The 26,082-nt window shown below is 65.9% G+C and carries 24 protein-coding genes and 1 riboswitch; of the genes, 15 read left to right on the top strand and 9 right to left on the bottom strand.

The window, feature by feature from the left end; genetic code table 11:
• Window position 1: 1 nt before the first annotated feature.
• Complete coding sequence (fbaA, locus tag ASF51_RS12470) at window positions 2-1,030, bottom strand: class II fructose-bisphosphate aldolase (protein ID WP_055930005.1); 1,029 nt, start codon at window positions 1,028-1,030, stop codon at window positions 2-4.
• A gap of 121 nt (window positions 1,031-1,151) precedes the next feature.
• On the opposite strand from fbaA, the gene glpX reads away from it, so the two are divergent.
• On the top strand, window positions 1,152-2,138 hold the full coding sequence (gene glpX, locus ASF51_RS12465) for a class II fructose-bisphosphatase (protein ID WP_055930003.1): 987 nt from the start codon (window positions 1,152-1,154) through the stop codon (window positions 2,136-2,138).
• Window positions 2,139-2,151: 13 nt separating this feature from the next.
• On the opposite strand, the gene ASF51_RS12460 is transcribed toward glpX, so the two are convergent.
• Together ASF51_RS12460 and ASF51_RS12455 are read right to left on the bottom strand one after the other, a co-directional pair.
• Window positions 2,152-3,396, bottom strand: a complete 1,245-nt coding sequence (locus ASF51_RS12460; protein ID WP_055930000.1) for a DNA recombination protein RmuC — start codon at window positions 3,394-3,396, stop codon at window positions 2,152-2,154.
• 51 nt (window positions 3,397-3,447) lie between these two features.
• A complete protein-coding gene (locus ASF51_RS12455; protein WP_055929998.1) occupies window positions 3,448-4,038 on the bottom strand; it encodes an exonuclease domain-containing protein in 591 nt (196 codons plus the stop codon).
• 75 nt (window positions 4,039-4,113) lie between these two features.
• Between ASF51_RS12455 and ychF the strand changes: the two genes are divergently transcribed.
• Window positions 4,114-5,187, top strand: coding sequence for a redox-regulated ATPase YchF (gene ychF, locus ASF51_RS12450; protein WP_055930859.1), 1,074 nt, complete (start codon window positions 4,114-4,116; stop codon window positions 5,185-5,187).
• A 27-nt stretch (window positions 5,188-5,214) separates the two neighbouring features.
• The gene (locus ASF51_RS12445; protein WP_055929997.1) at window positions 5,215-5,766 is read left to right on the top strand and encodes an alpha/beta fold hydrolase; all 552 of its coding nucleotides are present in this window, start codon (window positions 5,215-5,217) and stop codon (window positions 5,764-5,766) included.
• Window positions 5,767-5,769: 3 nt separating this feature from the next.
• Here the strand turns inward: ASF51_RS12445 and ASF51_RS12440 are convergent, their stop codons facing one another.
• Together ASF51_RS12440 and ASF51_RS12435 are read right to left on the bottom strand one after the other, a co-directional pair.
• Entirely contained in the window at window positions 5,770-6,234 is a 465-nt protein-coding gene (locus ASF51_RS12440) for a universal stress protein (RefSeq protein WP_055929994.1), read from the bottom strand.
• 4 nt (window positions 6,235-6,238) lie between these two features.
• Entirely contained in the window at window positions 6,239-7,654 is a 1,416-nt protein-coding gene (locus tag ASF51_RS12435; protein WP_055929991.1) for an APC family permease, read from the bottom strand.
• 117 nt (window positions 7,655-7,771) lie between these two features.
• Here ASF51_RS12435 and ASF51_RS12430 point away from each other — a divergent pair, with 117 nt between their 5' ends.
• A complete protein-coding gene (locus ASF51_RS12430; protein WP_055929988.1) occupies window positions 7,772-9,367 on the top strand; it encodes an ABC-F family ATP-binding cassette domain-containing protein in 1,596 nt (531 codons plus the stop codon).
• 15 nt (window positions 9,368-9,382) lie between these two features.
• Here ASF51_RS12430 and ASF51_RS12425 read toward each other — a convergent pair whose 3' ends face one another.
• The gene (locus ASF51_RS12425) at window positions 9,383-9,904 is read right to left on the bottom strand and encodes a DUF1877 family protein (RefSeq protein ID WP_162236955.1); all 522 of its coding nucleotides are present in this window, start codon (window positions 9,902-9,904) and stop codon (window positions 9,383-9,385) included.
• A 99-nt stretch (window positions 9,905-10,003) separates the two neighbouring features.
• Window positions 10,004-11,362, bottom strand: coding sequence for an HNH endonuclease signature motif containing protein (locus ASF51_RS12420; protein ID WP_055929982.1), 1,359 nt, complete (start codon window positions 11,360-11,362; stop codon window positions 10,004-10,006).
• Window positions 11,363-11,572: 210 nt separating this feature from the next.
• On the opposite strand from ASF51_RS12420, the gene ASF51_RS12415 reads away from it, so the two are divergent.
• From ASF51_RS12415 to ASF51_RS12405, 3 genes are read left to right on the top strand one after another with little or no spacing between them, the layout of a single operon-like run.
• Complete coding sequence (locus ASF51_RS12415; RefSeq protein WP_055929979.1) at window positions 11,573-12,073, top strand: cupin domain-containing protein; 501 nt, start codon at window positions 11,573-11,575, stop codon at window positions 12,071-12,073.
• Between the two features lie 49 nt (window positions 12,074-12,122).
• On the top strand, window positions 12,123-12,845 hold the full coding sequence (locus ASF51_RS19345) for a hypothetical protein (protein ID WP_055929976.1): 723 nt from the start codon (window positions 12,123-12,125) through the stop codon (window positions 12,843-12,845).
• 41 nt (window positions 12,846-12,886) lie between these two features.
• A complete protein-coding gene (locus tag ASF51_RS12405) occupies window positions 12,887-13,609 on the top strand; it encodes a copper resistance CopC family protein (RefSeq protein ID WP_055929973.1) in 723 nt (240 codons plus the stop codon).
• 30 nt (window positions 13,610-13,639) lie between these two features.
• On the opposite strand, the gene ASF51_RS12400 is transcribed toward ASF51_RS12405, so the two are convergent.
• Window positions 13,640-13,987, bottom strand: a complete 348-nt coding sequence (locus tag ASF51_RS12400; protein ID WP_055929970.1) for a LysR family transcriptional regulator — start codon at window positions 13,985-13,987, stop codon at window positions 13,640-13,642.
• A gap of 117 nt (window positions 13,988-14,104) precedes the next feature.
• Window positions 14,105-14,200: riboswitch (glycine riboswitch) on the top strand.
• Between the two features lie 169 nt (window positions 14,201-14,369).
• On the opposite strand from ASF51_RS12400, the gene gcvT reads away from it, so the two are divergent.
• The 4 genes from gcvT (at window position 14,370) to ASF51_RS19420 (ending at window position 19,639) form a co-directional block, all read left to right on the top strand.
• Complete coding sequence (gene gcvT / locus ASF51_RS12395; RefSeq protein ID WP_235497231.1) at window positions 14,370-15,518, top strand: glycine cleavage system aminomethyltransferase GcvT; 1,149 nt, start codon at window positions 14,370-14,372, stop codon at window positions 15,516-15,518.
• Window positions 15,519-15,521: 3 nt separating this feature from the next.
• Complete coding sequence (gene gcvH / locus ASF51_RS12390; RefSeq protein ID WP_055929967.1) at window positions 15,522-15,893, top strand: glycine cleavage system protein GcvH; 372 nt, start codon at window positions 15,522-15,524, stop codon at window positions 15,891-15,893.
• Between the two features lie 7 nt (window positions 15,894-15,900).
• Window positions 15,901-18,786, top strand: a complete 2,886-nt coding sequence (gene gcvP / locus ASF51_RS12385; protein ID WP_055929964.1) for an aminomethyl-transferring glycine dehydrogenase — start codon at window positions 15,901-15,903, stop codon at window positions 18,784-18,786.
• 70 nt (window positions 18,787-18,856) lie between these two features.
• Window positions 18,857-19,639, top strand: a complete 783-nt coding sequence (locus ASF51_RS19420) for a pentapeptide repeat-containing protein (RefSeq protein ID WP_055929961.1) — start codon at window positions 18,857-18,859, stop codon at window positions 19,637-19,639.
• Here the strand turns inward: ASF51_RS19420 and ASF51_RS12375 are convergent.
• Window positions 19,636-20,424: a CPBP family intramembrane glutamic endopeptidase gene (locus ASF51_RS12375; protein ID WP_055929957.1), complete on the bottom strand. Its 789-nt coding sequence runs from the start codon at window positions 20,422-20,424 to the stop codon at window positions 19,636-19,638. The genes ASF51_RS19420 and ASF51_RS12375 overlap by 4 nt on opposite strands.
• Before the next feature lie 233 nt (window positions 20,425-20,657).
• Between ASF51_RS12375 and ASF51_RS12370 the strand changes: the two genes are divergently transcribed.
• The 4 genes from ASF51_RS12370 (at window position 20,658) to ASF51_RS12355 (ending at window position 26,058) form a co-directional block, all read left to right on the top strand.
• Window positions 20,658-22,271, top strand: coding sequence for an ABC transporter substrate-binding protein (locus tag ASF51_RS12370; protein WP_055929954.1), 1,614 nt, complete (start codon window positions 20,658-20,660; stop codon window positions 22,269-22,271).
• Window positions 22,272-22,422: 151 nt separating this feature from the next.
• A complete protein-coding gene (locus ASF51_RS12365; protein ID WP_055929951.1) occupies window positions 22,423-23,352 on the top strand; it encodes an ABC transporter permease in 930 nt (309 codons plus the stop codon).
• Window positions 23,342-24,301, top strand: coding sequence for an ABC transporter permease (locus ASF51_RS12360; protein WP_055929947.1), 960 nt, complete (start codon window positions 23,342-23,344; stop codon window positions 24,299-24,301). The genes ASF51_RS12365 and ASF51_RS12360 overlap by 11 nt, the downstream gene beginning before the upstream one ends.
• Window positions 24,298-26,058: an ABC transporter ATP-binding protein gene (locus ASF51_RS12355; protein ID WP_055929944.1), complete on the top strand. Its 1,761-nt coding sequence runs from the start codon at window positions 24,298-24,300 to the stop codon at window positions 26,056-26,058. Before ASF51_RS12360 ends, ASF51_RS12355 begins: the two co-directional genes overlap by 4 nt.
• The last annotated feature ends 24 nt before the right edge of the window (window positions 26,059-26,082 follow it).

The following is a 26,082-nucleotide window of genomic DNA, read 5'->3' as shown; positions in this document are numbered from 1 at the left end:
TCTACTTTCCCGAGTTGCCGGCGGAGCCGAGCTGGTGGGTCGACTCGATGACACGGGCGGCCATGGCCGTCTCGGCCAGCTTGCCCCACGAGCGAGGGTCGTAGACCTTCTTGTTTCCGACCTCTCCGTCGACCTTGAGGAAGCCGTCGTAGTTCTTGAGAACGGTGTCGGCCACCGAACGGCTGAACGCGTACTGCGTGTCGGTGTCGATGTTCATCTTGATGACGCCGTTCGCCACAGCCTCGGAGATCTCGGCATCCGTCGATCCCGAGCCGCCGTGGAAGACGAGGTCGAAGGGCAGAGGGCCGGTGCCGTACTTGGCCTGCACGCCGTCCTGGATCTCCTTCAGGAGTTCCGGACGGAGCTTCACGTTGCCGGGCTTGTAGACGCCGTGCACGTTGCCGAAGGTGAGGGCGGCCATGTAGCGACCCTTGTCGCCGAGACCGAGGGCCTCGACCGTGGCGATCGCGTCGTCGACCGTCGTGTAGAGGTGCTCGTTGATGTCGTGGCTGACACCGTCCTCCTCGCCGCCGACGACGCCGATCTCGACTTCGAGGATGGCGTTGATGGCGCGGGTGCGCGCGATGATGTCCTGGGCGATCTCGAGGTTCTCTGCGAGGGGAACGGCCGATCCGTCCCACATGTGCGACTGGAAGATCGGGTTGCGGCCGGCCTTGACCTCGGCCTCGGATGCGGCGATCAGGGGAAGCACGAAGCTCTCGAGCGCGTTCTTCGGGCAGTGGTCGGTGTGCAGCGCGACGGTCACCGGGTAGTTCTTGGCGACCTCGTGGGCGAATGCCGCGAAGGCCAGTGCTCCCGTGGCGCGAGCTCCGGTGCGAGTGTGGCCGGCGAAGTAGTCCGCGCCGCCTGTCGTGACCTGGATGATGCCGTCGGATTCGGCCTCGGTCAGTCCCTGGAGGACGGCGTTGAGGGTCTGTGACGACGACACGTTGAACGCGGGATACGCGAACCCCTTCGCTTTCGCGGTGTCGAGCATCTGGGCGTACTGGTCAGGCGTTGCGATGGGCATGGTTTCTCCTTGTGTCTACGCGACTTCATCCTAGGGGAGACACCCACCGGTACTCTGGAGAAGCCAGGCGATGACGCGCGACAGGAGCCGTCACATGGCACCGAATTCTGTGAGGTCTGCAATGACGAATACCGAAAACGACGCCCTCTACCTGCACCCCGATCGCAACCTGGCAATGGAACTGGTGCGCGCGACCGAGGCCGCCTCCATCCGGGCGTACCCCTTCATCGGTCGTGGTGACAAGCTCGCCGCCGACGGCGCGGCCGTCGACGCCATGCGCGCCTTCCTCACCACGGTGAACTTCGACGGCGTCGTCGTGATCGGAGAGGGCGAGAAGGACGAGGCCCCGATGCTCTTCAACGGGGAGCACGTCGGCAACGGTCGCGGCCCGGCATGCGATATCGCGGTCGACCCGATCGACGGAACCAGCCTCACGGCCGCGGGGCGCCAGAACGCTCTCTCCGTCATCGCCGTCTCCGACCGGGGCACGATGCTCGACGCGTCGAGCGTCTTCTACATGGACAAGATCGTCACCGGACCCGAGGGCATCGGAGTGATCGACATCGACCGTCCGATCGGCGACAATATCCGCGCGCTGGCGAAGGCCAAGGGCAAGGACGTCTCCGACATCAAGGTCGCCGTGCTCGACCGGCCGCGGCACGTCGGTCTGATCGAGGAGATCCGCGCCGCCGGTGCGGGCACCCGTCTGCTTCTCGACGGCGACGTGGCCGGCGGTATCAACGCGGCCCGCTACGAGACGCGAACAGACATGTGCGTCGGTGTCGGCGGAAGCCCGGAGGGCATCGTCACGGCGTGCGCCATCAAGGCGCTCGGCGGCCTCATTCAGGGGCGCCTGCTGCCGAAGACCGACGAGGAGCGACAGCGCGCCATCGACGCGGGCCTCGACGTGGACCGCGTCTACGAGGCCGACGACCTGGTCAAGGGCAACAACACGATGTTCGTGGCGACGGGTGTGACGGATGGCGGCCTGGTCGCCGGGGTGCGCAAGAAGGGCCCCATCATCCGCACGGAGAGCCTGGTTCTGCGCAGCCGCTCGGGCACGATCCGACGCATCGTCGCCGACCACATCGCCGACAAGTGGTTCTAGAGTCTCGACGGTTCTAGGCCCTCGCCTCTGACCTCTCCAGCTCGGCCACCAGCTCGAAGCTCGACAGCTCTCGGGGCTGCTCCTCGATCGTGGGGAGCACCCCGAGCACGGTCGACTCGTCGAGCGCGTTGAGCTTGCGCGCTGTCGGGAAGACCTGCCGTTCGAGCGAGCCGACGAACGAGTTGTAGTCGCGCACGCTGCGCTCGATCGAACGACCGAGCTTCTCGGCGTGGGTGGCGGTCGTGGCCAGGCGCGTGTACAGCTCCCGGCTCAGATCGAAGAGCACCTTGGCGTCGTGCGTGAGCACGTCTTGCTGCCAGCTGTAGGCCACGGTCTTCAGCACTGACCAGAGTGTCACGGGAGAGGCGAGGGCGACCTTGCGGGAGAAGGCGAATTCCATGATGCTCGGATCGGCCTCGAGCGCGCTCGACACCAGGGACTCGCTCGGAATGAAGGCGATGACGAGTTCTGGGGAGGCCTCGAGGCCCGACCAGTAGCTCTTGTTGCTCAACGTGGTGATGTGGTCGCGAACCGCCTTGACGTGGCGTTTCAGGAGGCGGTCGCGTTCTGCGCCGTCGGCCCCGGTCGCCGTCACCGGAATGAGGCTGGCCTCGAGATAGGCGTCGAACGGAACCTTCGCGTCGACGGCGATGTTCTTGCCGCCGGGCAGGTGCACCACCATGTCGGGCCTGCCCGCGCCGCTCGCCGAGACGATGCTGGTCTGCACGTCGAAGTCGACGCGCTCGATCAGGCCGGCCGCTTCGACCACGCGCCGCAGCTGAGTCTCTCCCCAGACGCCCCGGGTGCTGTTCGAGCGAAGCGCTGAGGCCAGCGACTCCGCTGTGCTGCGCAGGCGCTCTTCGGATTCGGTGGCATGGCGCAGCTGCTCGCTCAATTCGCCGTGCTGCTTCTGGCGTTGCTCCTCGAGCTCCGACACCTTGCGCTGAACCAGCCGCAGGCTCTCGGCGACCGGGCTGAGGGCGACCAGGACACGCCCGTCTGAGCTGACCCTCTCGGCCTCCGCCTCGCTCAGCTCTCGGATTCGCTGCTGGAATTCGGTGATGCGCCCCAGCTGCAGCTCGAGCTGCTCGCGCAGTCCGACGTTCGTCGCCTCGGCTGCAGCCGATCGCGCCTGCAGCTCGGCCAGCGGCCTCGGGTCGACGGCCGGAATCCTGCTCGCGCGGAGCATCCAGCCCATGGCGCCGCCGAGCGCCACGCCGATGAGCAGACCGAGCACGAGAGCGAGTATGGGATCCATGCCGGAAGTCTTGCACCGGCCCCCGACATCGCCGGAAGGATCGGCCGCGCGTCAGATAACGACCGCTGTGACCACCGGTCGCAGCTGCGAGATCTTCACGCCTGCGGCCCCGGCGAGCGTCTCGATCGAGTTCACCTCGTGACGATCTGCCGCATGGATGATGATCGCCGCGCACGCCTCGGCATCCGCCAACGCGTCGTGGTGCCTAAAGTCTTCGAAGCCCGCCGCCATGGCTGCCACCGGCAGACGATACGAGTCGAGCGAGTAGGTCTTGCGGGCGATCTGCAGGCTGCATGCGTAGGCGTTCGGCGGGCACTCCACGCGGGCCGCCGCGCTCGCCGCGCGGATGACCGCCATGTCGAATGCCGCATTGTGCGCCACGAAATGATCGTCTCCGACGAAGTCGACGAGTTCATCGAGCTGCTCCTCCCAACCGCGGGCGTCTTCGACGTCTTGGCGGTAGATGCCATGGATCTTCGTGTTCCAGGGCAGAAACTCGTCGAACCCGATCTCGGGCTTGATGAACCACGAGGCCTCGTCGACGACGACGCCGTCGCGCACCTTGACCAGGCCCACCGAGCACGCGGACTCGCGGTAGGAGTTGGCGGTCTCGAAGTCGATGGCAGTGAAATTCAGGGGCACGCATCGATGCTCTCACGGGGCACCGACCTCGGTTCCGAAGAGAGCCCGCGCGCCGGGCAAGTACGATGGATGCTCGTGGCTCTCACTATTGCAATCGTCGGTCTGCCCAATGTCGGCAAGTCCACCCTGTTCAACGCCCTGACCAAGAACCAGGTGCTCGCAGCGAACTACCCGTTCGCCACGATCGAGCCGAACGTGGGTGTCGTCAACCTTCCCGACGCGCGCCTCGCCGCTCTGGCCGAGATCTTCGGAAGCGAGCGCATCCTGCCAGCCCCCGTGTCGTTCGTCGACATCGCCGGCATCGTCAAGGGCGCGAGCGAGGGCGAAGGCCTCGGCAACAAGTTCCTCGCGAACATCCGTGAAGCGGATGCGATCGCGCAGGTCGTGCGCGGATTCACAGACGAAGACGTGGTGCACGTCGACGGCAAGGTCGACGCCGCCAGCGACCTCGAGACCATCAACACCGAGCTGATCCTCGCCGACCTGCAGACCCTCGAGAAGGCGGAAGCCCGCTTCGAGAAGGAGGTCAAGGGCAAGAAGGCCGACCCTTCGACTCTGGTGGCCGTCAAGGCTGCACGAGAGTGGCTCGACACGGGCAAGCCGTTGTCTGCGTCGACGATCGACCTCGAGCCGATCCGCGAGCTCGGACTACTGACCGCCAAGCCCTTCATCTACGTCTTCAACATCGACGAGGGCGTGCTGAACGACAAGGCCAAGCTCGACGAGCTCGCGGCCCTCGTCGCCCCCGCGCACGCCATCTTCCTCGACGCCAAGCTGGAGTCGGAGCTGATCGATCTCGACCCGGCCGACGCGGCCGAACTGCTCGAGTCGACTGGTCAGGAGGAGAGCGGGCTCGACCAGCTCGCCCGCATCGGCTTCGACACGCTCGGCCTGCAGACCTACCTCACCGCGGGCCCCAAAGAGACGCGTGCCTGGACGATCCCGAAGGGCGCCAAGGCTCCTCAGGCCGCCGGCGTGATCCACACGGACTTCGAGAAGGGCTTCATCAAGGCCGAGATCATCGGCTTCGAAGACCTCGTGGAGACCGGCTCGATCGCCGAGGCGCGCGCCAAGGGCAAGGCACGCATCGAGGGCAAGGACTACACGATGCAGGACGGCGACGTCGTGGAGTTCCGCTTCAACGTCTGACCCCGTCGCACGAAAGGACACATCCGTATGACCGACACCCAGATCTTCGAGCCCGACGCGCGTGCGATCTCGTACGCCGTGGAGGGAAACGGCCCCACGGTCGTGCTGGTCGCCGACAGGGGTCTTCCCATCGACTACCTCGGCACGCTCGCCCACATTCTCGTCGAAGAGGACTTCCGAGTTCTGCGCATCGCCGCAGGCAGCGCCTCGGCGCACGAGCTGGCTCAGGCCGTCGTCGACATCATGGATGCCGTCGAGGTCAAGGACGCCTGGCTGGGCGGCCACGGGTTCGGCGGCTCCGTCGCCCGCGCCGTGGCTCTGGACTTCCACGACCGCGTGAACGGCGTTCTGCTGCTGGGCGTCGAGGCGGGAGACCTGACGCTCGCCGAGGGCCTTCCCGTACTGGTCATTCAGGGATCTGCCGACGAGACGACCCCGCCCTCGAACGGCGAGGCACTGCTGGCGGCCGCTCCCGACCGCGTGAGCATCGTGTCGATCGACGGCGGCGGGCACATGTTCCCCTCGGAGAACGTGGGCGCCACCTCGTGGGCCATCGAGGACTACCTCGACTGGGACTGAGCGTCAGGCGAGCGCCCGCTCGCTGTGAGGGGTCGGGCGGCACACCAGAACCGGGCACGGAGCGGAGTGCTGCACGCGCGCGGCCGTACTGCCGAGCAGAATGGTGCGGCTGAGTCCACGGCTGCCGGCGGCCATCGAGATGAGGTCGGCCTCGAGATCCTCGGCGGTCCTGATGATCTCCTGCGCGGGGGAACCGCTTCGCACCTGCTTGTGCACCCTCGGGCCCCAGCCGTCGAACTCGGCGGCGACGATGTCGACGGCGGTCGCGGCATCCTGTTGAAAGCTTAGTTCTGTCTGGGCGGGTGGATGCTGTGGGCCCAGTTCATTGGCGAAGGGCGCGGCCGCGTAGGGACTCACGACGGCGAGAACGGTCACATCGGTGATCGTTCTGCTGTCGGCGATCCACTTGAACTGGCGGGCGCCGACGAGGCTCGCTTGGGATCCGTCGGTTGTGACGATGACATGCATTGGCTCAGACCGCCTTTTTCTTGCCGAAGAAGTTCTGCACGAGGTAGAGAATCAGCCCGACGGCCAGCAATCCGGCGACCCAGAAGAGCGCATCCGGGTCGTCGATGAGTGTGTAGACCAGCACCGCGAGGTTGCCGACGATGCCGATGATCAGCAGCGGGGTGTTCGCCCGATAGGTGTCGTCGGTCTCATCCTTGCCGCGCAGTTTCAGGCACGCCACGATCACCAGCGCGTAGATGAACAGCAGGAACACGACCGTGATCGTGGCCAGCCTGTCGACGATGTCGAGCTGCTCCTCGGCAGGAATCCCCGCCTGGCTCGACCTGATGACGGCACCGGCGACGAGCAGGGCGCCCACCACAACGGAGCCGAAGAGCAGGGCCACGTACGGGCTGCGCCGAGTGGGGTGCACCTTCGCGAAGACGGCGGGCACGACCTTCTCTCGAGCCATACCGAAGAGGATGCGTGACTGGGCGACGACCGTGACCAGAGCGGTGTTGCTGATGGCGACCATCGCTATGAGGCCGAAGACGACCAGCATGATCGAAGCGGGAATGAAGAAGAGATCGGCCTCGATGACCACGAGCAGCGTCTTGTCGGCCAGGTCCTTGATCGGAACGGCCAGGGCCGCGGAGATCGAGACAAGTACGTAGACGACGCCCGCGGTGGCCATGCCGCCGACGAGGGCGCGAGGGAAGGCGCGGGACGGGTTGATCGTCTCTTCGGCCACATTCGCCGCGTTCTCGAAGCCGGTCATGGCGAAGAAGGCCAGCGAGACTCCGGCAAGAATGGCCAAAACGGCCGAACCGGCGCCTCCTTCGGTGTTGAACTGCAGGAGCACCGACGGGTCGTTGACTCCCTCGACCAGGGCGATGACGCCGATGATCACGACGATGACGAGCCCGCTGATCTCGACGAACGTCATCACGACGTTGGCGACGACGGACTCGGTGATGCCGATGAGATTGATCACGGTGATGAGGGCGACGAAGGCCAATGCGATCCCGGTGCTCGCCCAGATGGCGTCTTCGGGCAGGCCCACGAGGCCGCTGAAGTACCGCACGAAACCCGCGGCGAGCGATCCGACCGCCGCCATGTTGGCCGACAACATGCAGATCGTGATGAAGAACGTCAGCACCGGGCTGCGGAATGCCTTGTTGATGTAGAGCGACGCTCCGGCGGCCTGCGGATACTTGGTCACCAGTTCCGCATAGGCGAGCCCGGTGATGAGGGCGATGGAGACACCCGCGAGGAATGCCATCCAGAAGGCACCACCGACGGCGGCTGCGACCAGACCGACGAGAACGTAGATGCCGGAGCCGAGCACGTCGCCGACGACGTAGAAATAGAGCTGTCTGGCCGTGATCGAGCGCTTCAGCTCGCTGCGGCTGCCGACGGGTTCTTCTGTAGTCGTCCCCATTTCGACACAGTACGGCAATCGCGTCGCGTTTCCACGAAAAACTTCGATCCGAGACGGCGGGTAACCTTGAGGGTCGCTGGGCCGCCCGAGGCGCATCGCCGTCGAGAGGAACCCCCAATGAGCCTGATCCGCCTGAACGACGTGAGCGTGAAGTTCGAGAACACGCAGATTCTGCGCGAGGCGTTCTTCCGCCTCGAGCCGAAGGACCGGGTGGGGCTCATCGGTCGCAACGGGTCGGGCAAGACCACGCTGCTCAAGCTCGTGCTCGACCAGGTGCAGCCCGATCAGGGAACGGTGACGGTCGAAGCCGGAGTCAAGATCGGCTACTTCTCGCAGTTCTCCGAGCTGAACGGAGAGCAGACCATCACCGAGGTGCTCGACGCGCTGTTCGTCGAGGTGCACGCCGTCGAAGACGAGCTCGCGGCCATCGACGCATCGATCGCCGCCGACCCCTCGGGGGGAGCCGCGCTCGACGCGCTCATCGAGCGCCAGTCCGAGCTCTTCGGAGAGATGGAACGACTCGACGGCTGGGACTACACCCGCAAGATCGACCAGGCGCTCACCACGCTCGGCTTCGATGAGCCGCATCGCACGTGCCCGATCGACGCGCTGTCGGGTGGATGGCGCAACCGCGCCGCGCTCGCCAAGATCCTTCTCGAAGACCCCGATGTGCTGCTGCTCGACGAGCCCACGAACTTCCTCGACGTGGCCGGCGTCGAGTGGCTCGAGTCCTGGTTCCGTGACTTCAAGGGCGCCGCCATCATCGTCTCGCACGATCGCGCCTTCCTCGACGTCGTGGTGACGCGCATCATCGAGCTCGAGAACTTCCACCTGCACGAGTACCCCGGCAACTTCGGCGAGTACATCGTGCAGAAGCAGTTCCGCCTGAAGACGCTCGAGGCCCAGTTCGTTCACGAGAACGAGTTGCTGGCCTTCGAGGCGGAGGGCATCGCGGATCGACGCGAGGCTGCCAAGGCCTCGAGCAAGAAGCTCGACAAGCAGCTGTCGGGAATCAAGAAGTCGCGGGCGCCCCGCCCCGTCGACCAGATCATCACCGAGATCTACGGCGGCCTGCACATCAAAGACGTGCTGTGCCGCGTCGAGGGACTCGAGAAGTCCTACGGCGACAAGATGCTGTTCGCCGGTCTCGGCTTCGAGATCCGTCGCGGCAATCGCATCGTGGTGCTCGGCGCGAACGGCAGCGGCAAGAGCACCCTGCTGCGCGTGCTCACCGGCGACGAGAAGCAGGATCACGGCCACGTGGAATGGGCGTCGGGCGCGAAGGTCGTCTCGTACAACCGGATGCTCGACGAGCTCGACCTCGACGACACGGTCACGCACGCGGTCAACGCCCTGCCCGACAGTCTCGCCCTCACCGCGACGCGCAAGTCGGTGGCACGGTTCCTGGCCATGTTCCAGTTCTCGGAGGCCGACCTCAAGAAGCGCATCCGCGAGCTCTCGGGAGGGCAACGCGCCCGCGTCGCGATGGCGCAGTGCCTGTTGTCCGGCGCATCCGTTCTTCTGCTCGACGAGCCGACCAACCATCTCGACCTCGCCAGCACCCAGGTCATGGAGCGCGCCCTCGTGCACTTTCCCGGCGCAGTCGTCGTGGTGAGCCACGACCGGTTCTTCACCGACAAGATCGCTACGAGGATGCTCGTGTTCGGTGCGGCGGGCGCAGAGCCCGGCGAGATCGACGTGAGCGCCGCGTAGGCGTGCGTGCATGACTCACCCGATCATGTAGATCAAACCCGACCTGCGTTTCGTCATGCTGGCCAGGAACTGCTGGGCGCGACCGAGGAATTCCAGGATGTATCTTCTTTCTCCATCGACGTCGTCGCCACGATAGAGCTCAGCATGCCCTTCGAGCAGGTGATCGACATCGGCCGCGGTCACCTCGGCGAGGTTCTGGGCCACGGCTCTGACTTCGTCGGCATCGAGCACTCCAAAGTATGGAATCCATCCGCAGGGGGTCATCGTGACCTCTCCTCGAACCAGGTCGAATGACCGACGGAACGGGCCGTCCTCGTCGCCAAACAGCCATTGCAGCTCGCGCCAGCATTTGTCGAGGTAGAGCATCTCAGGCTGGGGCCGAGGTTCAGGATCGATAGGTTGACCAGTCTCGGAATCGACTTCGATCAGGCCCCACGCGTCGGCCAGGGGATCTCGAGACATGAAGGCTTCAGGCTCGAGGCGAGCGAACCTGACTTGCGAATCGGGCAGTGGATAGGCGTAGTAGCGGATTCCCATGAGTCCGAATAGTGCAGCACCTGCGCCCATCAGTGTTCTTGTTGTCAACAATGGCCATCACTCCTCCTGCACAGCCCCTTCGCGGCTGACACCCACCTCTCAGAAAGGCGGCTCGTCGGCACCGGTGACAGGTGAGTCGGGTACTCCTTCTTCGACCGTGCCGCGGTACCAATTGCGGGCCGGTGGGTCGGCATTATCGGGTGCGTCGGGGAAGCTGATGCGTCTGGGCGCGGGCTTCGCCAGGGGTGGAGGTTCGTGCTGCCTCGTGTGGCCCGACGGCGATATGGAGATCATGGTGCCGTCAGCTCGGGTGATGAACTGCCACGCCGTCTTGTGTTTGACCTTGTGGTGGGGCCCGCATTGCGGAACGAGGTTCGTGATCGACGTTTCACCCTGGGGAAAGGGCACATTGTGATCTGCGTCGCAGTCGCGGGCGACTCGAGTGCATCCCGGGAATCTGCAGGTGACGTGGATGAGGTCGACCAGTTCGCGCATTCTCGGGTCGGGTCGGTAGCGGGTGATGCCGGCGGTGATGACGGCCCCGGTGGCGGGATCGGTCAACACCCGCGAGAAATAGGGGGCATTGACGGTCAACCGGGTCGCTGTCAGCGCGTCGATGGGACCGTATCCCTCGAGAGCCGCGCTCTCGTCGCTGAATCCCAGCAGCGACAGCGCCGGAACGGTGACATAGACGTGAGCGCGGACCGCGTGTGCCGGCGCGCCCGGCATGCTGAGGTGGCCGTTCAGGAGCAGATCTGCCGCCACATCCGCGTGAAGCTGCGTGATCGTGCGGGGATCACCGGCGGCCTTGAGGGCGAGAGCGAAGCGGTGGACGAGGTCTCGGATGGCCTCGTTCTCGACAGCGGGCTGCCGGATTCCGAAGACCGACATTCCGTCGTCGTCGTCTGTGCTGTCGACGAACGTGTTGCGGGTCTCGGCAGCATGCAGATGACGCTCGACCGCGTCCTCCATGGTGGCGGCTTTGGCTTCTCGACCGGCTCTCGTGCGCAGGATGTGCACGGGCTGCTTCTTGGCGAGCTCGAGCATGCGCAGTTCGAAGTCGAGCTGCTTCTCGTCGGGGAGGCAACTGCCGTATTGCACGATGATCTCGGCGTGGCGGAGAGAGATGTCGCCGGAAGAGAGCGCGCGATGCGTGTGCACGAATGTGTCGGCGAGCTCGCCGCTGGTCTCTATGAGGGCGTAGGCCGCCCGCTCGCTGAGGTTCTCTGAGGAGGCGAGTTCTGTCGCGAACTCGCGCCTGGCGACGGCCTCTGCCGACCACTGCGGGCCCCCGCCCGAACGATCGACCGGGTTGAGCGCCTGACCTGCGGCCCGTGCAACGGTGACCAATCGCGCCCGCTCTGCCTGCAGCGAGGCGATCTGCCGGGAAACCTCGTGTACGTCGTCGATAGCCGCGCGAAACGAGCTGACAAGGCGAGAGTCGGGCTCGGTGATCACGGCGTACCTTTCACATAGAGTGCAATCTATCTACCACTGAAGCATAGCATCACGGGGCAGATATTCGAATGTATGTTCGATAAGTTGTGCGACAACCTTGCCCCGCCTCGCCATCGCCGACTCACTACGCTGTGTAGCACTACGCGCGACTCGACAGTGCTGCTCGAAAGGCTGACCATGAAAGCGTCTCGACCCCGCCCACTCCACCGTGTGCGCGTCGCCGTCCTCCTCTGTGCTGCGGCCCTCGCGATGTCGGCGTGCTCCAGCGCAGCCGACACCTCATCCGCGACCGAATCGGCGACGCCATTCGCGACCGCCACCGAATCCAGCGTCGAGACGCACGCACCTGTGGAGGCCGTCGATCTCGCGGCCGGCGAGCAGGATGCCCCGGTCGAGGTCTCCGTGTCGGGTGACGACGGTGTCGGGGTCACCTTCAGAGAGATCACGCTGGAGCCCGGTGCGACCACGGGCGTGCACTGCCACTACGGGCAGCTCGTCGCCGTGGTCGCCGAAGGGTCGCTCACCCACTACGCCGACATCTATCCGAGTGGCGTGCACGTCTACGAGACGGGAGACAGCATCATCGAAGGGGCGGGATACCGCCACGAGGGCCGAAACGAAGGCGATGAGAACGTCGTTCTCTGGGTGACGTACATCATTCCCGAAGGCAAGCCGCTCGCCGAGACCGACCTGTCGCACTGCGACGCCTAGCGCATCCGGGGGAGACCGCACCATGACGCATCATCCACACAGAAAGCTCATGCCCGACGTCAGGCTCTGGACGGGAATAGCCGCGATCGCCGTCGCAATCCTCACCGTGACCGAGTTCTCGGTGCAGGTGTTCGTGGTGGGTGCGAGGCCGAGCCTCGATGACGAGCTTGCCCTTGTCGACTTCATGACGCGCACGAGTGACGGAACGATGTTCACGATCCTCATCGACACGCTGCTGATGGCAGCCCTCATCGTGTTCCTCGCCGGGTTCCGGCAACTCATCACCCACTCCGAGCCAGCATTGCAGTGGGTCGCCGACCTCGCGTACGGGGCCGGGCTCGTCTTCGTGGCGGTGACTCTCGTCGGCGATGCGATGGAGGCAGGAACCGCCCTCGACGTCACGGGCATGACGGGTGACTACTCCGTGCTTCGAGCCCTCACCGTGGGGCACACGATTCTCTTCGGCTCCATCGGATGCGTGCTGACGGCCCTCGTCGCGGCCGCCAGCGCGTACGTGACGCTGGGCTCCGAGGCGCTCCCGCGATGGACCGGCTGGCTCGCCTACGGCGTCGCGATCCTCAACCTCGCGGCCGTGCCGACCATGTTCGGTGGCACAGACCCCGCCTCCTTCGTTGCAGCCGGCGGAGCCGGCACCGCCCTCTTCGCGACCTTCCCGTGGCTCGTCTGGGTGACGGCGATCGGCATCGTCACGGTGCGCGATCGGCGGCGACCCTTCGATGTGCCCACGGAGCGTGCGGTCGCGGCCGCCTGACTCACGGCAACGGCGGAGTGCGGTCGGCTATCGTGAGGCGGGTGACTCGACGCCTTCTCGCCCTGCCCTCCGCGCTCGCCGCGACCGCTCTTCTCGGCGCGGCACTCGTGCTCGCCGGCGCATCCAGTGCCTCGGCGCACGATGCGCTCGAGTCGTCGACCCCCGCGGCCGGCGAGGTCGTGACTGTCGATCCGACCGTCGTCACGTTGACCTACAGCGACGAACTCCTCACGCTGGGCGGCGACACGAGCGCCTTCGCGATCCAGGTGACGGATGCGTCGGGCGCGTTCCATGAGAACGGGTGCGTCGTCGTCGACGGTCTCGTCGCATCCACCGGTGTCGCCCTGGGCGACCCCGGAACGTACACCGCGACGTGGCAGGTGGTCTCGAGCGACGGGCATCCGACCTCGGGCAGCTATACCTTCGAGTACCAGCCGGTCGACACCGCGAATTCCCTGCCCGGGATGCCGGCGGCGCCCGTATGCGGAGACCAGTGGGCCGGCTCGCCGCGCGAGAATTCAGCCCCTGTCGCCACGCCGGAGCCCACGATGACGGCGCTGGCGGAGGCGCCCGTGCAGACCTTGTCGGCGACCGCCGACCCTGCGGTTAACGGCGACACGAGCGACGACGGCGGCCGCATCGGCGTCGCGATCGCTGTCTCGATCGGGGGCCTGGCGCTGATCGTCACGGTCATCGTGCTCACCCTCCGGCGAACCCGGCGCGACCCGTTCGAGAAGCCCGAGGGGCCGTCGAAGGAGGAGTAGCGCTTCGACAGGCTCAGCGCTTCGACAGGCTCAGCGGCTCTGTCTACGCTTTCCCACCCGCGGCGCACCCTTGACCGCGGGGGCGCGTCCTTTGCCCTTCGACGCCTTCGCCTTGCCTCCGGCCTGCGGAGCGGTGATGGTCGAATTGCCCGTGGACTTGGCGAGGTCGGCAGCCGCCTTCTCTGCGAAGGCGACGCCCTCCGGCGTCAGCACGGTCGTCTCGGCGTCGTAGTCGAACAGGGGGTAGCCGAGATTCTGCTCGAGCTGCTTGACGGCCGCGATCATGCTCGAACGCGGAATGCCCTCGAGCTTCGCCGCCCTGGCGAAGTGCAACTCCTTCGCAGCGGTGATGAAGAGCCTGTTCAAACGATGGTCCACGGGATCCGTTCTGACTGCGCGGTGCGCCCGGTCACTTCCGAGGTTACGCGGTCGCGCGGCACGCGTGCTCGCGGGGTTGTTGCTAGGCTGGCCGCACAATCGAATATCGGGCCGACATCACGCGATGCGGGAGAGCCCGCCGGTCACACCGGCAGGCACCGAAGGAGCAATTCTCCCCACCAATCTCTCAGGTACGTGTACCGCATCGAACAGGCCACTCTGAAAAGAGATCGCGAACACTCGTTCGTTCGATCCGCCCACGGTGAAAGCCGCTGCCGATGCGCAGCGGCGAAGCTCTCAGGCACAGATGACAGAGGGGGAGTTCTTGACCGCGCGGCTTCGTACGCGCGCTTCGCAATACACACTGCGCACTGGAGAACTCGTGACCGATAGACATTCCCCGCTCAACGCCATCCACGTGGCGGCAGGAGCGAGCTTCACCGACTTCGCCGGCTGGCAGATGCCCGTGCGCTATTCGAGCGATCTCGCCGAGCACCACGCCGTGCGCACCGCCGCCGGCATCTTCGACCTGTCTCACATGGGCGAGATCTTCATCGTCGGCCCCGAGGCTGCCGACGCCCTCGACTACGCACTGGCGGGCAAGCTCTCTGCCACCACGATCGGCCAGGCCAAGTACAGCCTGCTCCTCGACCGGTCGGGCGGCATCATCGACGACGTCGTCGTGTACCGCACGGGAGACGACCGGTTCATGGTCGTGGCCAACGCCTCGAACAGGGAAGTCGTGGCCGCAGAGCTGACAGACCGTACGGCTCCCTTCGAGTGCGAGGTCTTCGACGAGAGCGACGAGCTCGCCCTCATCGCCGTGCAGGGTCCGCGCTCTCGCGAGATCCTCATCGCGACCGACGGTTTCGCCATCGAAGGCGGTCATCCCGACGGACGAGACGTGGGCGAGAAGCTCTCAGAGCTCAAGTACTACCGCGCACTGTCGGGCTCGTTCCGCACGCAGCCCCTGCTCATCGCCCGCACGGGCTACACCGGCGAAGACGGATTCGAGCTCTACCTGAGCCCGGATCACGCCGCGGAGCTCTGGAACGCTCTGACCGAGGCGGGCGCCCCGCTCGGACTCGTTCCCGCCGGACTGGCGAGCCGCGACACCCTGCGCCTCGAGGCGGGCATGCCGCTCTACGGTCACGAGCTCGGCACCGAGACCTTCCCCGTTCAGGCGGGCCTGGGCCGCGTCGTCGCCACGGCGACGAAGGGCGACTTCGTCGGTCGCGAGGCCGTCGAGGCCGGTCCTGCTCCGGATGCGCGCACGCTGGTCGGCCTGGTCGCCGACGGCAAGCGGGCCGCGCGGGCGGACTACGAGGTCTATGCCTCCGACGACTCGAGCGAGGTGATCGGCGTCGTGACGAGCGGCGCCCTGTCGCCGACCCTCGGCATCCCGATCGCCATTGCCTACGTCGACGCCGCATTCGCCGCACCCGACACGACCCTCAGCATCGACATCCGCGGCAAGCGCCTCAGCTACCGCGTCACCCCCCTCCCGTTCTACCGTGCGAAGAAGGACTGACCCATGGCCACCGAAAGCGAACTGCAGTACACGAGCGAGCACGAATGGGTGCTCGTCGACGGCACCACCGCCACCGTGGGCATCACCGCGTATGCGGCCGAGAAGCTCGGAGACGTCGTCTTCGTCGACCTGCCCGACGTGGGCACGACCCTGGCGAGCGGCTCGATCGTCGGAGAGATCGAGTCGACCAAGTCGGTGGGCGAGCTCTTCGCCCCCGTCGACGGAACGGTGCTCGAGAAGAACTCCGCCGTCGAGGACACGCCCGAACTCGTCAACAGCGACCCGCTGGGCGAAGGCTGGCTCATCAAGATCGAGTTCACCGAGCTGCCGCCGCTGCTGTCGTTCGACGAGTACACCGCACTGCTGGGGGAGTAGCACACCGATGTCGCTTCCCTTCACCGCGCGCCACATCGGCATCGATGACAGCGCGCAGGCCGTTATGCTCGCACGCCTCGGCTACGACTCGGTCGACGCGCTCGTGCGCGCCGCCATCCCCGGCTCGATCCAGCTGAGCGAGACCCACCGCGCCGAGGCCATTCCGGCCGCCGCCACCGAGCGCGAGACCATCGCGGAACTGCGGGCGCTCGCCTCGCACAACACCGTGAACCGGTCGATGATCGGACTGGGCTACTACGACACGATCACGCCCGCCGTGATCCGCCGCAACGTGCTCGAGAACCCCAGCTGGTACACGGCCTACACGCCCTACCAGCCCGAGATCTCGCAGGGCCGCCTCGAGGCGCTCATCAACTTCCAGACCATGGTGGCCGACCTCACGGGCCTCTCGACGGCGAACGCATCCATGCTCGACGAGGCCACGGCCGTCGTCGAGGGCATGCTGCTCGCCCGTCGCGCGTCGAAGTCGACCTCTAACGTCTTCCTGGTCGACGCCGACGCGCTGCCGCAGACGAAGGCGCTGCTGCGCTCGCGCGCCGACGCGGTCGGCATCGAGATCGTCGAGCTCACCCTCGACAGGGTCGATCACCCGGCCTCGCACGACCACCCCCTCGCCACCGGATTCGGCGCGTTCATCCAGTACCCCGGCGCATCCGGCCGTGTGTGGGACCCGCGCGACGTGATCGACGCCGTGCACGCATCCGGCGGTCTCGCCGTGGTCGCCGCCGACCTGCTCGCCCTCACGCTCATCACCTCTCCGGGCGAGCTCGGGGCCGACGTCGCCGTCGGCACGAGCCAGCGATTCGGCGTTCCCATGGGCTTCGGCGGCCCGCACGCAGGCTACATGGCCGTGCGCGCAGGGCTCGAGCGTCAGCTTCCGGGTCGCCTCGTGGGCGTGAGCCAGGATGCCTCGGGCCACCCCGCCTACCGGCTCAGCCTGCAGGCGCGCGAGCAGCACATCCGGCGCGAGAAGGCCACGTCGAACATCTGCACCGCCCAGGTGCTGCTCGCCGTGATGGCCGGAATGTACGCGGTCTACCACGGCCCCGAGGGCCTGCAGAGCATCGCTCTCGACGTCAACTCGATCGCCCGCCGGCTCGCCAGCGCACTCGAGGCCGCCGGAGCGGAGCTCGTCCACGAGGACTTCTTCGACACGATCCAGGTGCGCGTTCCCGGCCGGGCGGCCGAGATCGCAGCCAAGGCCCACGCGGGCGGCTACCTGCTGAACGTCGCCGACGACGACACGATCGGCGTCTCGGTCGACGAGACGACCACGGTCGCCGACATCGACACGGTGCTCTCGCTGTTCGACGTGGCGCCCACCAGCGATGCCGAGCAGCTCGCCGAGAGCCTGCCCGAGCACATCCTGCGCACGAGCGACTACCTCACCCACGAGGTCTTCAACACGCACCGCTCCGAGACTTCCATGATGCGCTACCTCAAGCGTCTCGCCGACTACGACTACGCGCTCGACCGGGGCATGATCCCGCTCGGCTCGTGCACGATGAAGCTCAACGCGGCCACCGAGATGGAGGCCGTGACCTGGCCCGAGTTCGGTGCGCTGCACCCGTTCGCTCCGCGGGCGGACGTCGAGGGCTACCTCACGCTCATCTCGCAGCTCGAGACCTGGCTGGCCGAGGTCACGGGCTACGACTCCGTGTCTCTTCAGCCGAACGCCGGAAGCCAGGGTGAGCTCGCCGGACTTCTCGCGATCCGCGGGTACCACCACGCGAACGGCTCGTTCGACCGCACGGTCTGCCTGATCCCGTCGAGCGCCCACGGCACGAACGCAGCGTCTGCCGTGCTCGCCGGCATGAAGGTCGTGGTCGTCGCGTGCGACGAGAACGGCAATGTCGACGTCGACGACCTGCGGGCGAAGATCGAGCTGCACGCCGAGTCGCTGGCTGCCCTCATGATCACCTACCCGTCGACCCACGGTGTGTACGAGCACGAGGTCGCAGAGATCTGCCGACTGGTGCACGCCGCCGGGGGACAGGTCTACGTCGATGGAGCCAACCTCAACGCGCTGCTGGGCTTCGCGCGCTTCGGCGACTTCGGCGGCGACGTGTCGCACCTCAACCTGCACAAGACCTTCTGCATCCCGCACGGCGGAGGCGGCCCCGGTGTCGGCCCCGTCGCGGCGAAGGCCCACCTGGCCCCCTTCCTGCCGGGCCATGCCCAGGCGCAGGACGCGTCGCATCCGCTCGCCGGAGGCGGCACCGTGGTGCACGCCGGCGGGCCGATCTCGGCCGCGCCGTACGGCAGCCCGAGCATCCTGCCCATCAGCTGGTCGTACGTGCGCATGATGGGCTCGCAGGGCCTCGCGGATGCCACGGGTGCGGCGGTTCTGTCGGCCAACTACGTCGCGGCCCGGCTCTCCGAGCACTTCCCTGTCTTGTACTCGGGCGACAACGGACTGGTGGCGCACGAGTGCATCATCGACATCCGCCCGCTCACGGCGTCGACGGGAGTCTCGGTCGACGACGTCGCCAAGCGCCTCATCGACTACGGATTCCACGCGCCCACGATGAGCTTCCCCGTGGCGGGAACCCTGATGGTCGAACCGACCGAGAGCGAGGATCTCACCGAGATCGATCGCTTCATCGACGCGATGATCTCCATCAAGGGCGAGGCCATGCAGGTCGCCGAGGGCGTCTGGCCCGCCGACGACAACCCGCTGCGGAACGCGCCGCACACCGCGCAGTCCGTCGTCGAGGGCGAATGGAGCCACCCGTACGACCGCGAGACGGCCGTGTATCCGGTGCGATCGCTGATCCGTCACAAGTACTGGCCGCCGGTCAGGCGTATCGACCAGGCGTGGGGAGATCGCAACCTCGTCTGCTCGTGCCCGCCGCCGGAGGCGTTCGAGTAGACAGCAACCGGTTCCTCGCGTGAGGTACCCTCTCAGCATGGCGAGACGAATTGCGATACAGCGCGGCCGAATGTCCCTGATTCTCGCCGCGGTGGGTGTTTTCGCGCTCGTCGCCGGGCCTGCTGCGGCCGCAAGTGCCGAGGTCTTCTACGACGAGGGCGGATGCGTCGTGCAGCAGGTCACAGACGGGGCGCCCGCGGGCGGCAGCCAGTGCGCGGGCGTCGACTTCGGCGCGACGAGCATGGGCCAGGCGGCCTTCATGGGGGCCAATCTGGCAGGCGCGAACCTCTCCGGGTCGAAGCTGCAGGCGGCGAACTTCACCGGCGCGAACCTGGAGGGTGCGAACTTCACCGACGCACAGGTCGAAGGCGCCGACCTCACCGATTCGGGAATCCTGCCGGGCACGATCACGGCCGAAGCCGCCGACGCGAACGGCGCACCGATCGAGTTCGCCCCCGTGGTACCGCTCGGTCTCACCGCGGGCGACTGCATGATCGTCGACGTTCCCGTCGTCTCGGGCACCGTCTTCCCCATCGGGGATTCGGGCATGGTGTGCAAGTTCTCCTCGTCGAACGGCACCGCCATCGCCGTCGTCAAGATCCAGGTCACCCCGCACCCCGAGGCGACCGAGGCGCCGGCGCCCCTGTTCACGGACGAGCCGACGACCTCTGGCACCACGGGCACCGCGGCCTCGACGAGGCAGCCGACCGACTGGGGACTCATCGCGCTCGTCGGCGGCGGTGCCGTCGTCGTTCTGGCACTCGGAGTCGTGGCCATGGTGATCTCCCGCCGTCGGCCCGCGATCGCCAGCGGCGACGATTCCGCCGACGACAGCGCGAAGTCAGACGACTAGGGCAGTCGGAAGAGCCCGGGGAACGTCGCCACGGCCCAGGCGTAGCCGACGAACGACGCGATGTCGATGATCCAGTGGGCGATCACGAGCGGCATCGTGCGCCCCCAGCGCGTGTAGCACCAGCCGAAGACGATTCCCATGACGACGTTTCCGATGAACGGCCCGATGCCCTGGTACAGGTGGTAGCTGCCGCGCAGCACGGCCGCTGACAGGATGATCTGCCAGCGGCCCCAGCCGAGCTGTCTGAGTCGCGTGAAGAGGTAGCCCACGACGATCAGCTCTTCGGTGAGCGCCGCCCTGAGGGCGGAGGCGATCAGCATCGGCACCGTCCACCAATACGCGTCGATGGGTGCGGGCACGACGTTCACGGTGATTCCGGCCGCACGCCCGGCGAAATAGAGAGCGATTCCCGGCACACCGATCACGAGCACGAGTAGCAGGCCACGGCCGATGTCTCGCGCGGGACTGTGCAGATCGAAGCCGAGTCGTCGGAACGGATTGCCGCCGGAGATCGCCAGGAGATAGAAGACGAGGAACACGGGCACGAGATCGAAGAAGATCGCCAGCGACTGGTAGGTGAAGTCGAGCCACTCCCTGGTGCTCTGAGCGGCGTTGAGGCTGGTCGACTGGCTTGCGAGCGAGGTGTCGGCCGTGAGCTTGGCCACGATGCTCACGATCGAGTAGACCGCAGAGGCTCCGAGAGACAGGCCGAGCACGATCGCGATCTCCCAGCCGAGGCGCTTTCGGCGAAGAGCGGGCCAGTCTGTCGGGGGAGCCTGAACCATGACTGCACTTTCTTGCGTCGGAAGGCGCATTCATAGGGAATTGTGTGCGTTTGGCACAACGAATGCAGATTCTACGTTTCTAGTCTGTAACTTTTCGCCGGTGAATTTGGTCAGAGTCCAGCCCCCTTTTAGGGTACTGGGTAGTCAGCCACGCGACTGATCACCTTTCGGGTGCCCCGTGCAGCAGTTTCAACGGGGTCTCCGGCAGCCCAGGAAAGTCCTCAGGAGGAAAATTGAAAATCAGACGCATTGGCATCGGGGCTCTTGCCCTTGCCGCGGCCAGCGCTCTTGTGCTGACCGGTTGCTCAACAGGCGGAGACACGCCCAGCACGAGCGGCAGCAACACCTCGATCATCACGGCCAACGGCTCCGAGCCGCAGAACCCGCTGATCCCCACCAACACCAATGAGGTCGGTGGCGGCAAGATCCTCGACGAGATCTTCGCGGGCCTGGTCTACTACGACGCCAAGGGTGCGCCGGTCAATGACGTCGCCGAGTCCATCGAGACCGATGACGCGCAGAACTACACGATCAAGATCAAGCCCGGCCTGAAGTTCACCAACGGTGACCCGGTCGATGCGACCTCCTTCGTCGACGCATGGCAGTACGGCGCGCTCCTGTCGAACGCGCAGCTCTCCAGCTACTTCTTCGAGGACATCGAGGGCTTCAGCTACGACGCCGACAGCCCCCTCACCGGCCTGAAGGTCGTCGACGACACCACGTTCACCGTCGCCCTCACCAGCCCGAAGTCCGACTTCCCGCTGCGTCTCGGCTACTCGGCGTTCTACCCGCTTCCCAAGACGGCCTTCGAAGACATGGCTGCCTTCGGCGAGAACCCGATCGGCAACGGCCCGTACATGCTGGCCGGTGAAGGCGCCTGGAAGCACAACGAGAAGATCGACCTCGTCGTCAACCCCGACTACGACGGAGGGCGCGTTCCCAAGAACGGCGGCCTGAGCATCGTCTTCTACGCGACCCAGGATGCGGCCTACGCCGATCTCCAGGGTGGCAACCTCGACGTCCTCGACGCCGTTCCTGACAGCGCGTACCAGACGTTCGAGTCCGACCTCGGTGACCGTGCCGTGAACCAGGCCGCGGCCGTGTTCCAGTCGTTCACGATCCCGGCTCGTCTGCCCCACTTCGACGGTGAGGAAGGCAAGCTCCGTCGCGCGGCCATCTCGATGTCGATCAACCGCGAGGAGATCACCAAGGTGATCTTCGAGGGAACCCGCACGCCGGCGAGCGACTTCACGTCGCCCGTCATCGACGGCTGGACCGACAAGCTCGAGGGTGCAGACGTTCTGGCCTACAACCCCGACGAGGCAGTGAAGCTGTGGGCCCAGGCCGACGCCATCTCGCCGTGGTCGGGAACGTTCCAGATCGCGTACAACGCCGATGGTGGACACCAGGGCTGGGTCGACGCCGTATCGAACAGCATCAAGAACACGCTGGGAATCGACGCCTCCGGCGCTCCGTCCCCGACGTTCGCCGAGGTCCGCACGGCCATCACCGACCGCTCCATCCAGACCGCGTTCCGCACCGGATGGCAGGCCGACTACCCCGGTCTGTTCAACTTCCTCGGCCCGATCTACGCGACCGACGCCGGGTCGAACGACGGTGACTACTCGAACCCCGACTTCGACGCACTGCTGGCGAAGGGCTCCTCGGAGACCGACGTCGACACGGCGAACAAGGACTTCCAGGACGCTCAGGAGATCCTGCTGAAGGACCTGCCGGCGATCCCGCTGTGGTACTCGAACGTCACCGGTGGCTATGGCACCGACGTGTCTAACGTGACCTTCGGCTGGAACTCCGTTCCGCTGTTCTATGAGATCACCAAGGGCTAGTCTCTAACCCTTCCCCGTGGGGCGGCAGCGACTTCGCTGCCGCCCCACGCACGCGCTGACGTAATCTGTACACCAGCGCGTGCGGCTACGTAACAGTTAGGTGTCTCAACTCGAATGTGCAACCAGCTTGAACCGGTGATGTGAGCAGACCATGGCCGGATATATCTTCAGACGCGTACTTCAGGCGATTCCCGTCTTCTTCGGGACGACCTTCCTCATCTACTTCATGGTGTTCGCCATGCCCGGCGACCCGATCGTGGCGCTCTTCGGCGACAAGACGCCGAACCCCGCGGTGATCGAACAGCTGCGGCAGCAGTACCACCTCGACCAGCCCTTCATCGTGCAGTACTTCCTGTACATCGGCGGCATCTTCCGCGGCGACTTCGGCACCTCCTTCTCGGGTGAGCCGGTCACGCAGATCCTCGCCCGCACGTTCCCCGTCACGATCCGTCTCGCCGTGCTCGCCCTGATCTTCCAGTCGGTGGCAGGCATCGCCGTGGGTCTTGTCTCGGGTCTGCGCAAGGGAAAGCTCTTCGACTCGAGCGCTCTCGTCGTGAGCCTGATTCTGATCTCGCTTCCGATCTTCGTGATCGCCTATGTCGCGCAGTTCGTCTTCGGCGTGCAGCTCGGCTGGGCGCGAACGACCGTCGGCCCGGGAGCGCCGCTGCAAGATCTCATCCTGCCCGCGATCGTTCTCGCCAGCGTCAGCTTCGCGCAGATCGTGCGCCTCACTCGGTCATCGGTGATCGAGACGAGCGGCCTCGACTTCGTGCGCACCGCCTACAGCAAGGGACTGAGCCGCAAGCGGATCGTGCCCGTGCACATCCTGCGGAACTCGCTCATCCCGGTGGTCACCTACCTTGCGACAGACTTCGGTGTGCTTCTGGTCGGAGCGACCGTCACCGAGGGAATCTTCAATGTCCCCGGCGTGGGAAACACCCTCTATCAGGCCATCATCCGCGGCGAGGGACCGACCGTCGTTTCGTTCGTCACCGTGATGGTTCTCCTCTACCTTGTCGTCAATCTCGTTGTCGACCTCCTGTACGGCCTGCTCGATCCGAGGATCCGCCTTGTCAAATAACACTCCTGAAACCCGGCCCCGTCATTTCGTGGCGCCGCTCGAAGAAACGCCCCTCGTCGCGATCGATGCGGTCAAGGTCGACGAGAAGCCGTCCAACCTGTGGATCGACGCGTGGCGGGATGCCCGACGCCGTCCGATCTTCTGGATCTCGGGTCTTCTCATCCTGCTGATCATCGTCGTCGCGCTCCTGCCATCGGTGTTCTCGCCGGTCAATCCGTTCACCGAGAAGTGCGATCTGTCGCTCAGCAACGGCGATCCGACCGCAGGACATCCCCTCGGTTTCACGAAGCTCGGATGCGACGTGTACGCCCGCATCATCTTCGGCACCTCGACGTCGATCTCGGTCGGTTTCATCGTCATCCTGCTGACGACCGTGCTGGGACTGCTCTTCGGAGCGTTCGCCGGTTTCTACGGCGGATGGATCGACGCGACGCTCTCCCGCGTAGGCGACATCTTCTTCTCGATTCCCTACATCCTCGCCGCCGTCGTCATCATGTCGGTGCTGTCGCAGTACCGCAGCATCTGGACCATCTCGCTCGCGATCGGCCTCTTCGCCTGGCCGTCGACGGCGCGCGTCCTCCGCGCCGAGATCCTCCGGGTCAAGCAGTCCGACTACATCACGGCGTCCGAGGCGCTGGGCGTGTCCAAGATCAAGATCCTGCTGCGCCACGTGCTGCCCAACTCCATCGCACCTGTCATCGCCATCACGACCATCTCCCTGGCGGCGGCCATCGTCGCCGAGGCGACCCTGTCGTTCCTCGGTGTCGGACTCGGTGGCACGATCATGTCGTGGGGTAATGACATCAACCAGGCCCAGCGAGACATCCGCGTGCACCCCCAGACTCTGATCTGGCCCTCACTCGCCCTCTCCATCACGGTCTTCAGCTTCATCCTCATGGGCGAAGTCGTGAGAGACGCACTCGACCCGAAAGCGAGGGCGCTCCGATGACCGCCACCGACGCATCCACTTCACCGATCGACCGCGACTCGATCACTCCGCTGCTCGAGATCAAAAACCTGCAGGTGGGATTCCGCACTCAGCGCGGCGAGGTCACCGCCGTCGACGGCGTGAACATCACGCTGATGCCCGGCAAGACCCTGGCCATCGTCGGCGAGTCCGGATCGGGCAAGTCCACGACGGCTCACGCGATCATCAACCTCCTTCCCGGTTCCGGCCGCATCACCGGCGGTGAGGTCCTCTTCGAGGGGCGCAACATCGCAGCTCTCGACGAGAAGCAGATGGAGGAGATCCGCGGAAGGAAGATCGGCTTCGTTCCCCAGGACCCGATGTCGAACCTCAACCCGGTGTGGAGCGTGGGTTTCCAGGTCGAGGAGGCCATTCGCGCGAACGGCATCGCCACGGGCAAGCAGGACGTCAAGAAACGCGCCATCCAGGTGCTGAGCGAGGCCGGTCTGTCGGATGCCGACAAGCGGCTCAAGCAGTTCCCCCACCAGTTCTCGGGAGGTATGCGGCAGCGCGTGCTCATCGGAATGGGCCTCAGCTCCGATCCGAAGCTGCTCATCGCCGACGAGCCCACCTCGGCGCTCGACGTCACCGTGCAGCGCCGCATCCTCGACCACCTCGAGAAGCTGACGCGGGAGAGCGGCACCGCCCTGCTCTTCATCACGCACGACCTCGGCCTCGCCGCCGAGCGCGCCGAGCAGCTCGTGGTCATGTACAAGGGCAAGGTCGTCGAGTCGGGCCCCTCGCGGGAGATCCTGCAGAACCCGATCCACCCCTACACGCAGCGACTCGTCGCCGCCGCCCCCAGCCTCGCCTCCCGACGCATCCAGTCGGCTTCGAAGCCGCTGGAGGACCTCGGCTACGAAGCGACTCGGGTCACCGAGGGCGTCGACCTGATCGCGGCCGCCGAATCACGGGTCGATGCGCACGCCGCCGTCGACTCTGCTCCGATCGCCATCGAGGTCAGGGACCTGACGAAGGTGTACAAGATCCGTGGTGGCAAGGGATCGGGCTCGACGCTCAAGGCCGTCGACGGAGTCAACTTCCAGATCGCCAAGGGCACGACGATGGCGCTGGTGGGGGAGTCCGGTTCGGGCAAGTCGACCGTCGCCAAGCTGCTGCTGCGCCTCGAAGAGGCCACAAGCGGCGAGATCCGCATCGACGGCACCGACACTGCACCGATGAAGGGCAAGAGCCTACTGGCACTGCGTCGCAAGATGCAGCCGGTCTTCCAGGACCCGTACGGCTCGCTCGACCCGCTGCGCAACATCGGCAACACGATCGCCGAGCCGCTGGGCGTCTTCAACGTTGGCGACAAGAAGTCCAGGCGCGCTCGGGTCGACGAGCTTCTCGACCAGGTGGCCCTTCCCAAAGCCCTGGTGACCCGGTACCCGAACGAGCTCTCCGGTGGCCAGCGCCAGCGCGTCGCCATCGCTCGCGCCCTGGCGCTGAAGCCCGAGATCGTCATCCTCGACGAGGCGGTATCGGCGCTCGACGTGCTGGTGCAGGCTCAGATCCTGCAGCTTCTCAGCGACCTGCAGGCCGAGCTGGGGCTGACCTACCTCTTCATCACACACGATCTGGCGGTGGTCAGAGTGATCGCCGACAACGTCAGCGTGATGAAGTCGGGGCGCATCGTGGAGGCCGCGACAACCGATGAGGTGTTCGGAAACCCGCGTGAGGAATATACTAAAGAGTTGCTTGATGCCATTCCCGGGGCCAACATACCCCTGGGCGTCTAGCCGTTCAGGGCGTTGTCGCCCGAT

Source organism: Agreia sp. Leaf283, from assembly GCF_001422485.1.
Taxonomy (GTDB): domain Bacteria; phylum Actinomycetota; class Actinomycetes; order Actinomycetales; family Microbacteriaceae; genus Agreia.
This window is presented reverse-complemented; position numbering and strand designations above follow the sequence as displayed.

Excerpts from the sequence above, each read along its gene's own strand:
- ASF51_RS19420 (WP_055929961.1), top strand. The coding sequence starts at position 18,857 with ATGTCCCTGATTCTCGCCGCGGTGGGTGTTTTCGCGCTCGTCGCCGGG.
- ASF51_RS12365 (WP_055929951.1), top strand. The coding sequence starts at position 22,423 with ATGGCCGGATATATCTTCAGACGCGTACTTCAGGCGATTCCCGTCTTC.
- ASF51_RS12430 (WP_055929988.1), top strand. The coding sequence starts at position 7,772 with ATGAGCCTGATCCGCCTGAACGACGTGAGCGTGAAGTTCGAGAACACG.
- ASF51_RS12440 (WP_055929994.1), bottom strand. The coding sequence starts at position 6,234 with ATGCATGTCATCGTCACAACCGACGGATCCCAAGCGAGCCTCGTCGGC.
- ASF51_RS12375 (WP_055929957.1), bottom strand. The coding sequence starts at position 20,424 with ATGGTTCAGGCTCCCCCGACAGACTGGCCCGCTCTTCGCCGAAAGCGC.
- gcvP (WP_055929964.1), top strand. The coding sequence starts at position 15,901 with ATGTCGCTTCCCTTCACCGCGCGCCACATCGGCATCGATGACAGCGCG.
- ASF51_RS12425 (WP_162236955.1), bottom strand. The coding sequence starts at position 9,904 with ATGGGAATCCGCTACTACGCCTATCCACTGCCCGATTCGCAAGTCAGG.
- glpX (WP_055930003.1), top strand. The coding sequence starts at position 1,152 with ATGACGAATACCGAAAACGACGCCCTCTACCTGCACCCCGATCGCAAC.
- ASF51_RS12445 (WP_055929997.1), top strand. The coding sequence starts at position 5,215 with ATGACCGACACCCAGATCTTCGAGCCCGACGCGCGTGCGATCTCGTAC.
- fbaA (WP_055930005.1), bottom strand. The coding sequence starts at position 1,030 with ATGCCCATCGCAACGCCTGACCAGTACGCCCAGATGCTCGACACCGCG.
- ASF51_RS19345 (WP_055929976.1), top strand. The coding sequence starts at position 12,123 with ATGCCCGACGTCAGGCTCTGGACGGGAATAGCCGCGATCGCCGTCGCA.
- ASF51_RS12460 (WP_055930000.1), bottom strand. The coding sequence starts at position 3,396 with ATGGATCCCATACTCGCTCTCGTGCTCGGTCTGCTCATCGGCGTGGCG.
- ASF51_RS12435 (WP_055929991.1), bottom strand. The coding sequence starts at position 7,654 with ATGGGGACGACTACAGAAGAACCCGTCGGCAGCCGCAGCGAGCTGAAG.
- gcvH (WP_055929967.1), top strand. The coding sequence starts at position 15,522 with ATGGCCACCGAAAGCGAACTGCAGTACACGAGCGAGCACGAATGGGTG.
- ASF51_RS12355 (WP_055929944.1), top strand. The coding sequence starts at position 24,298 with ATGACCGCCACCGACGCATCCACTTCACCGATCGACCGCGACTCGATC.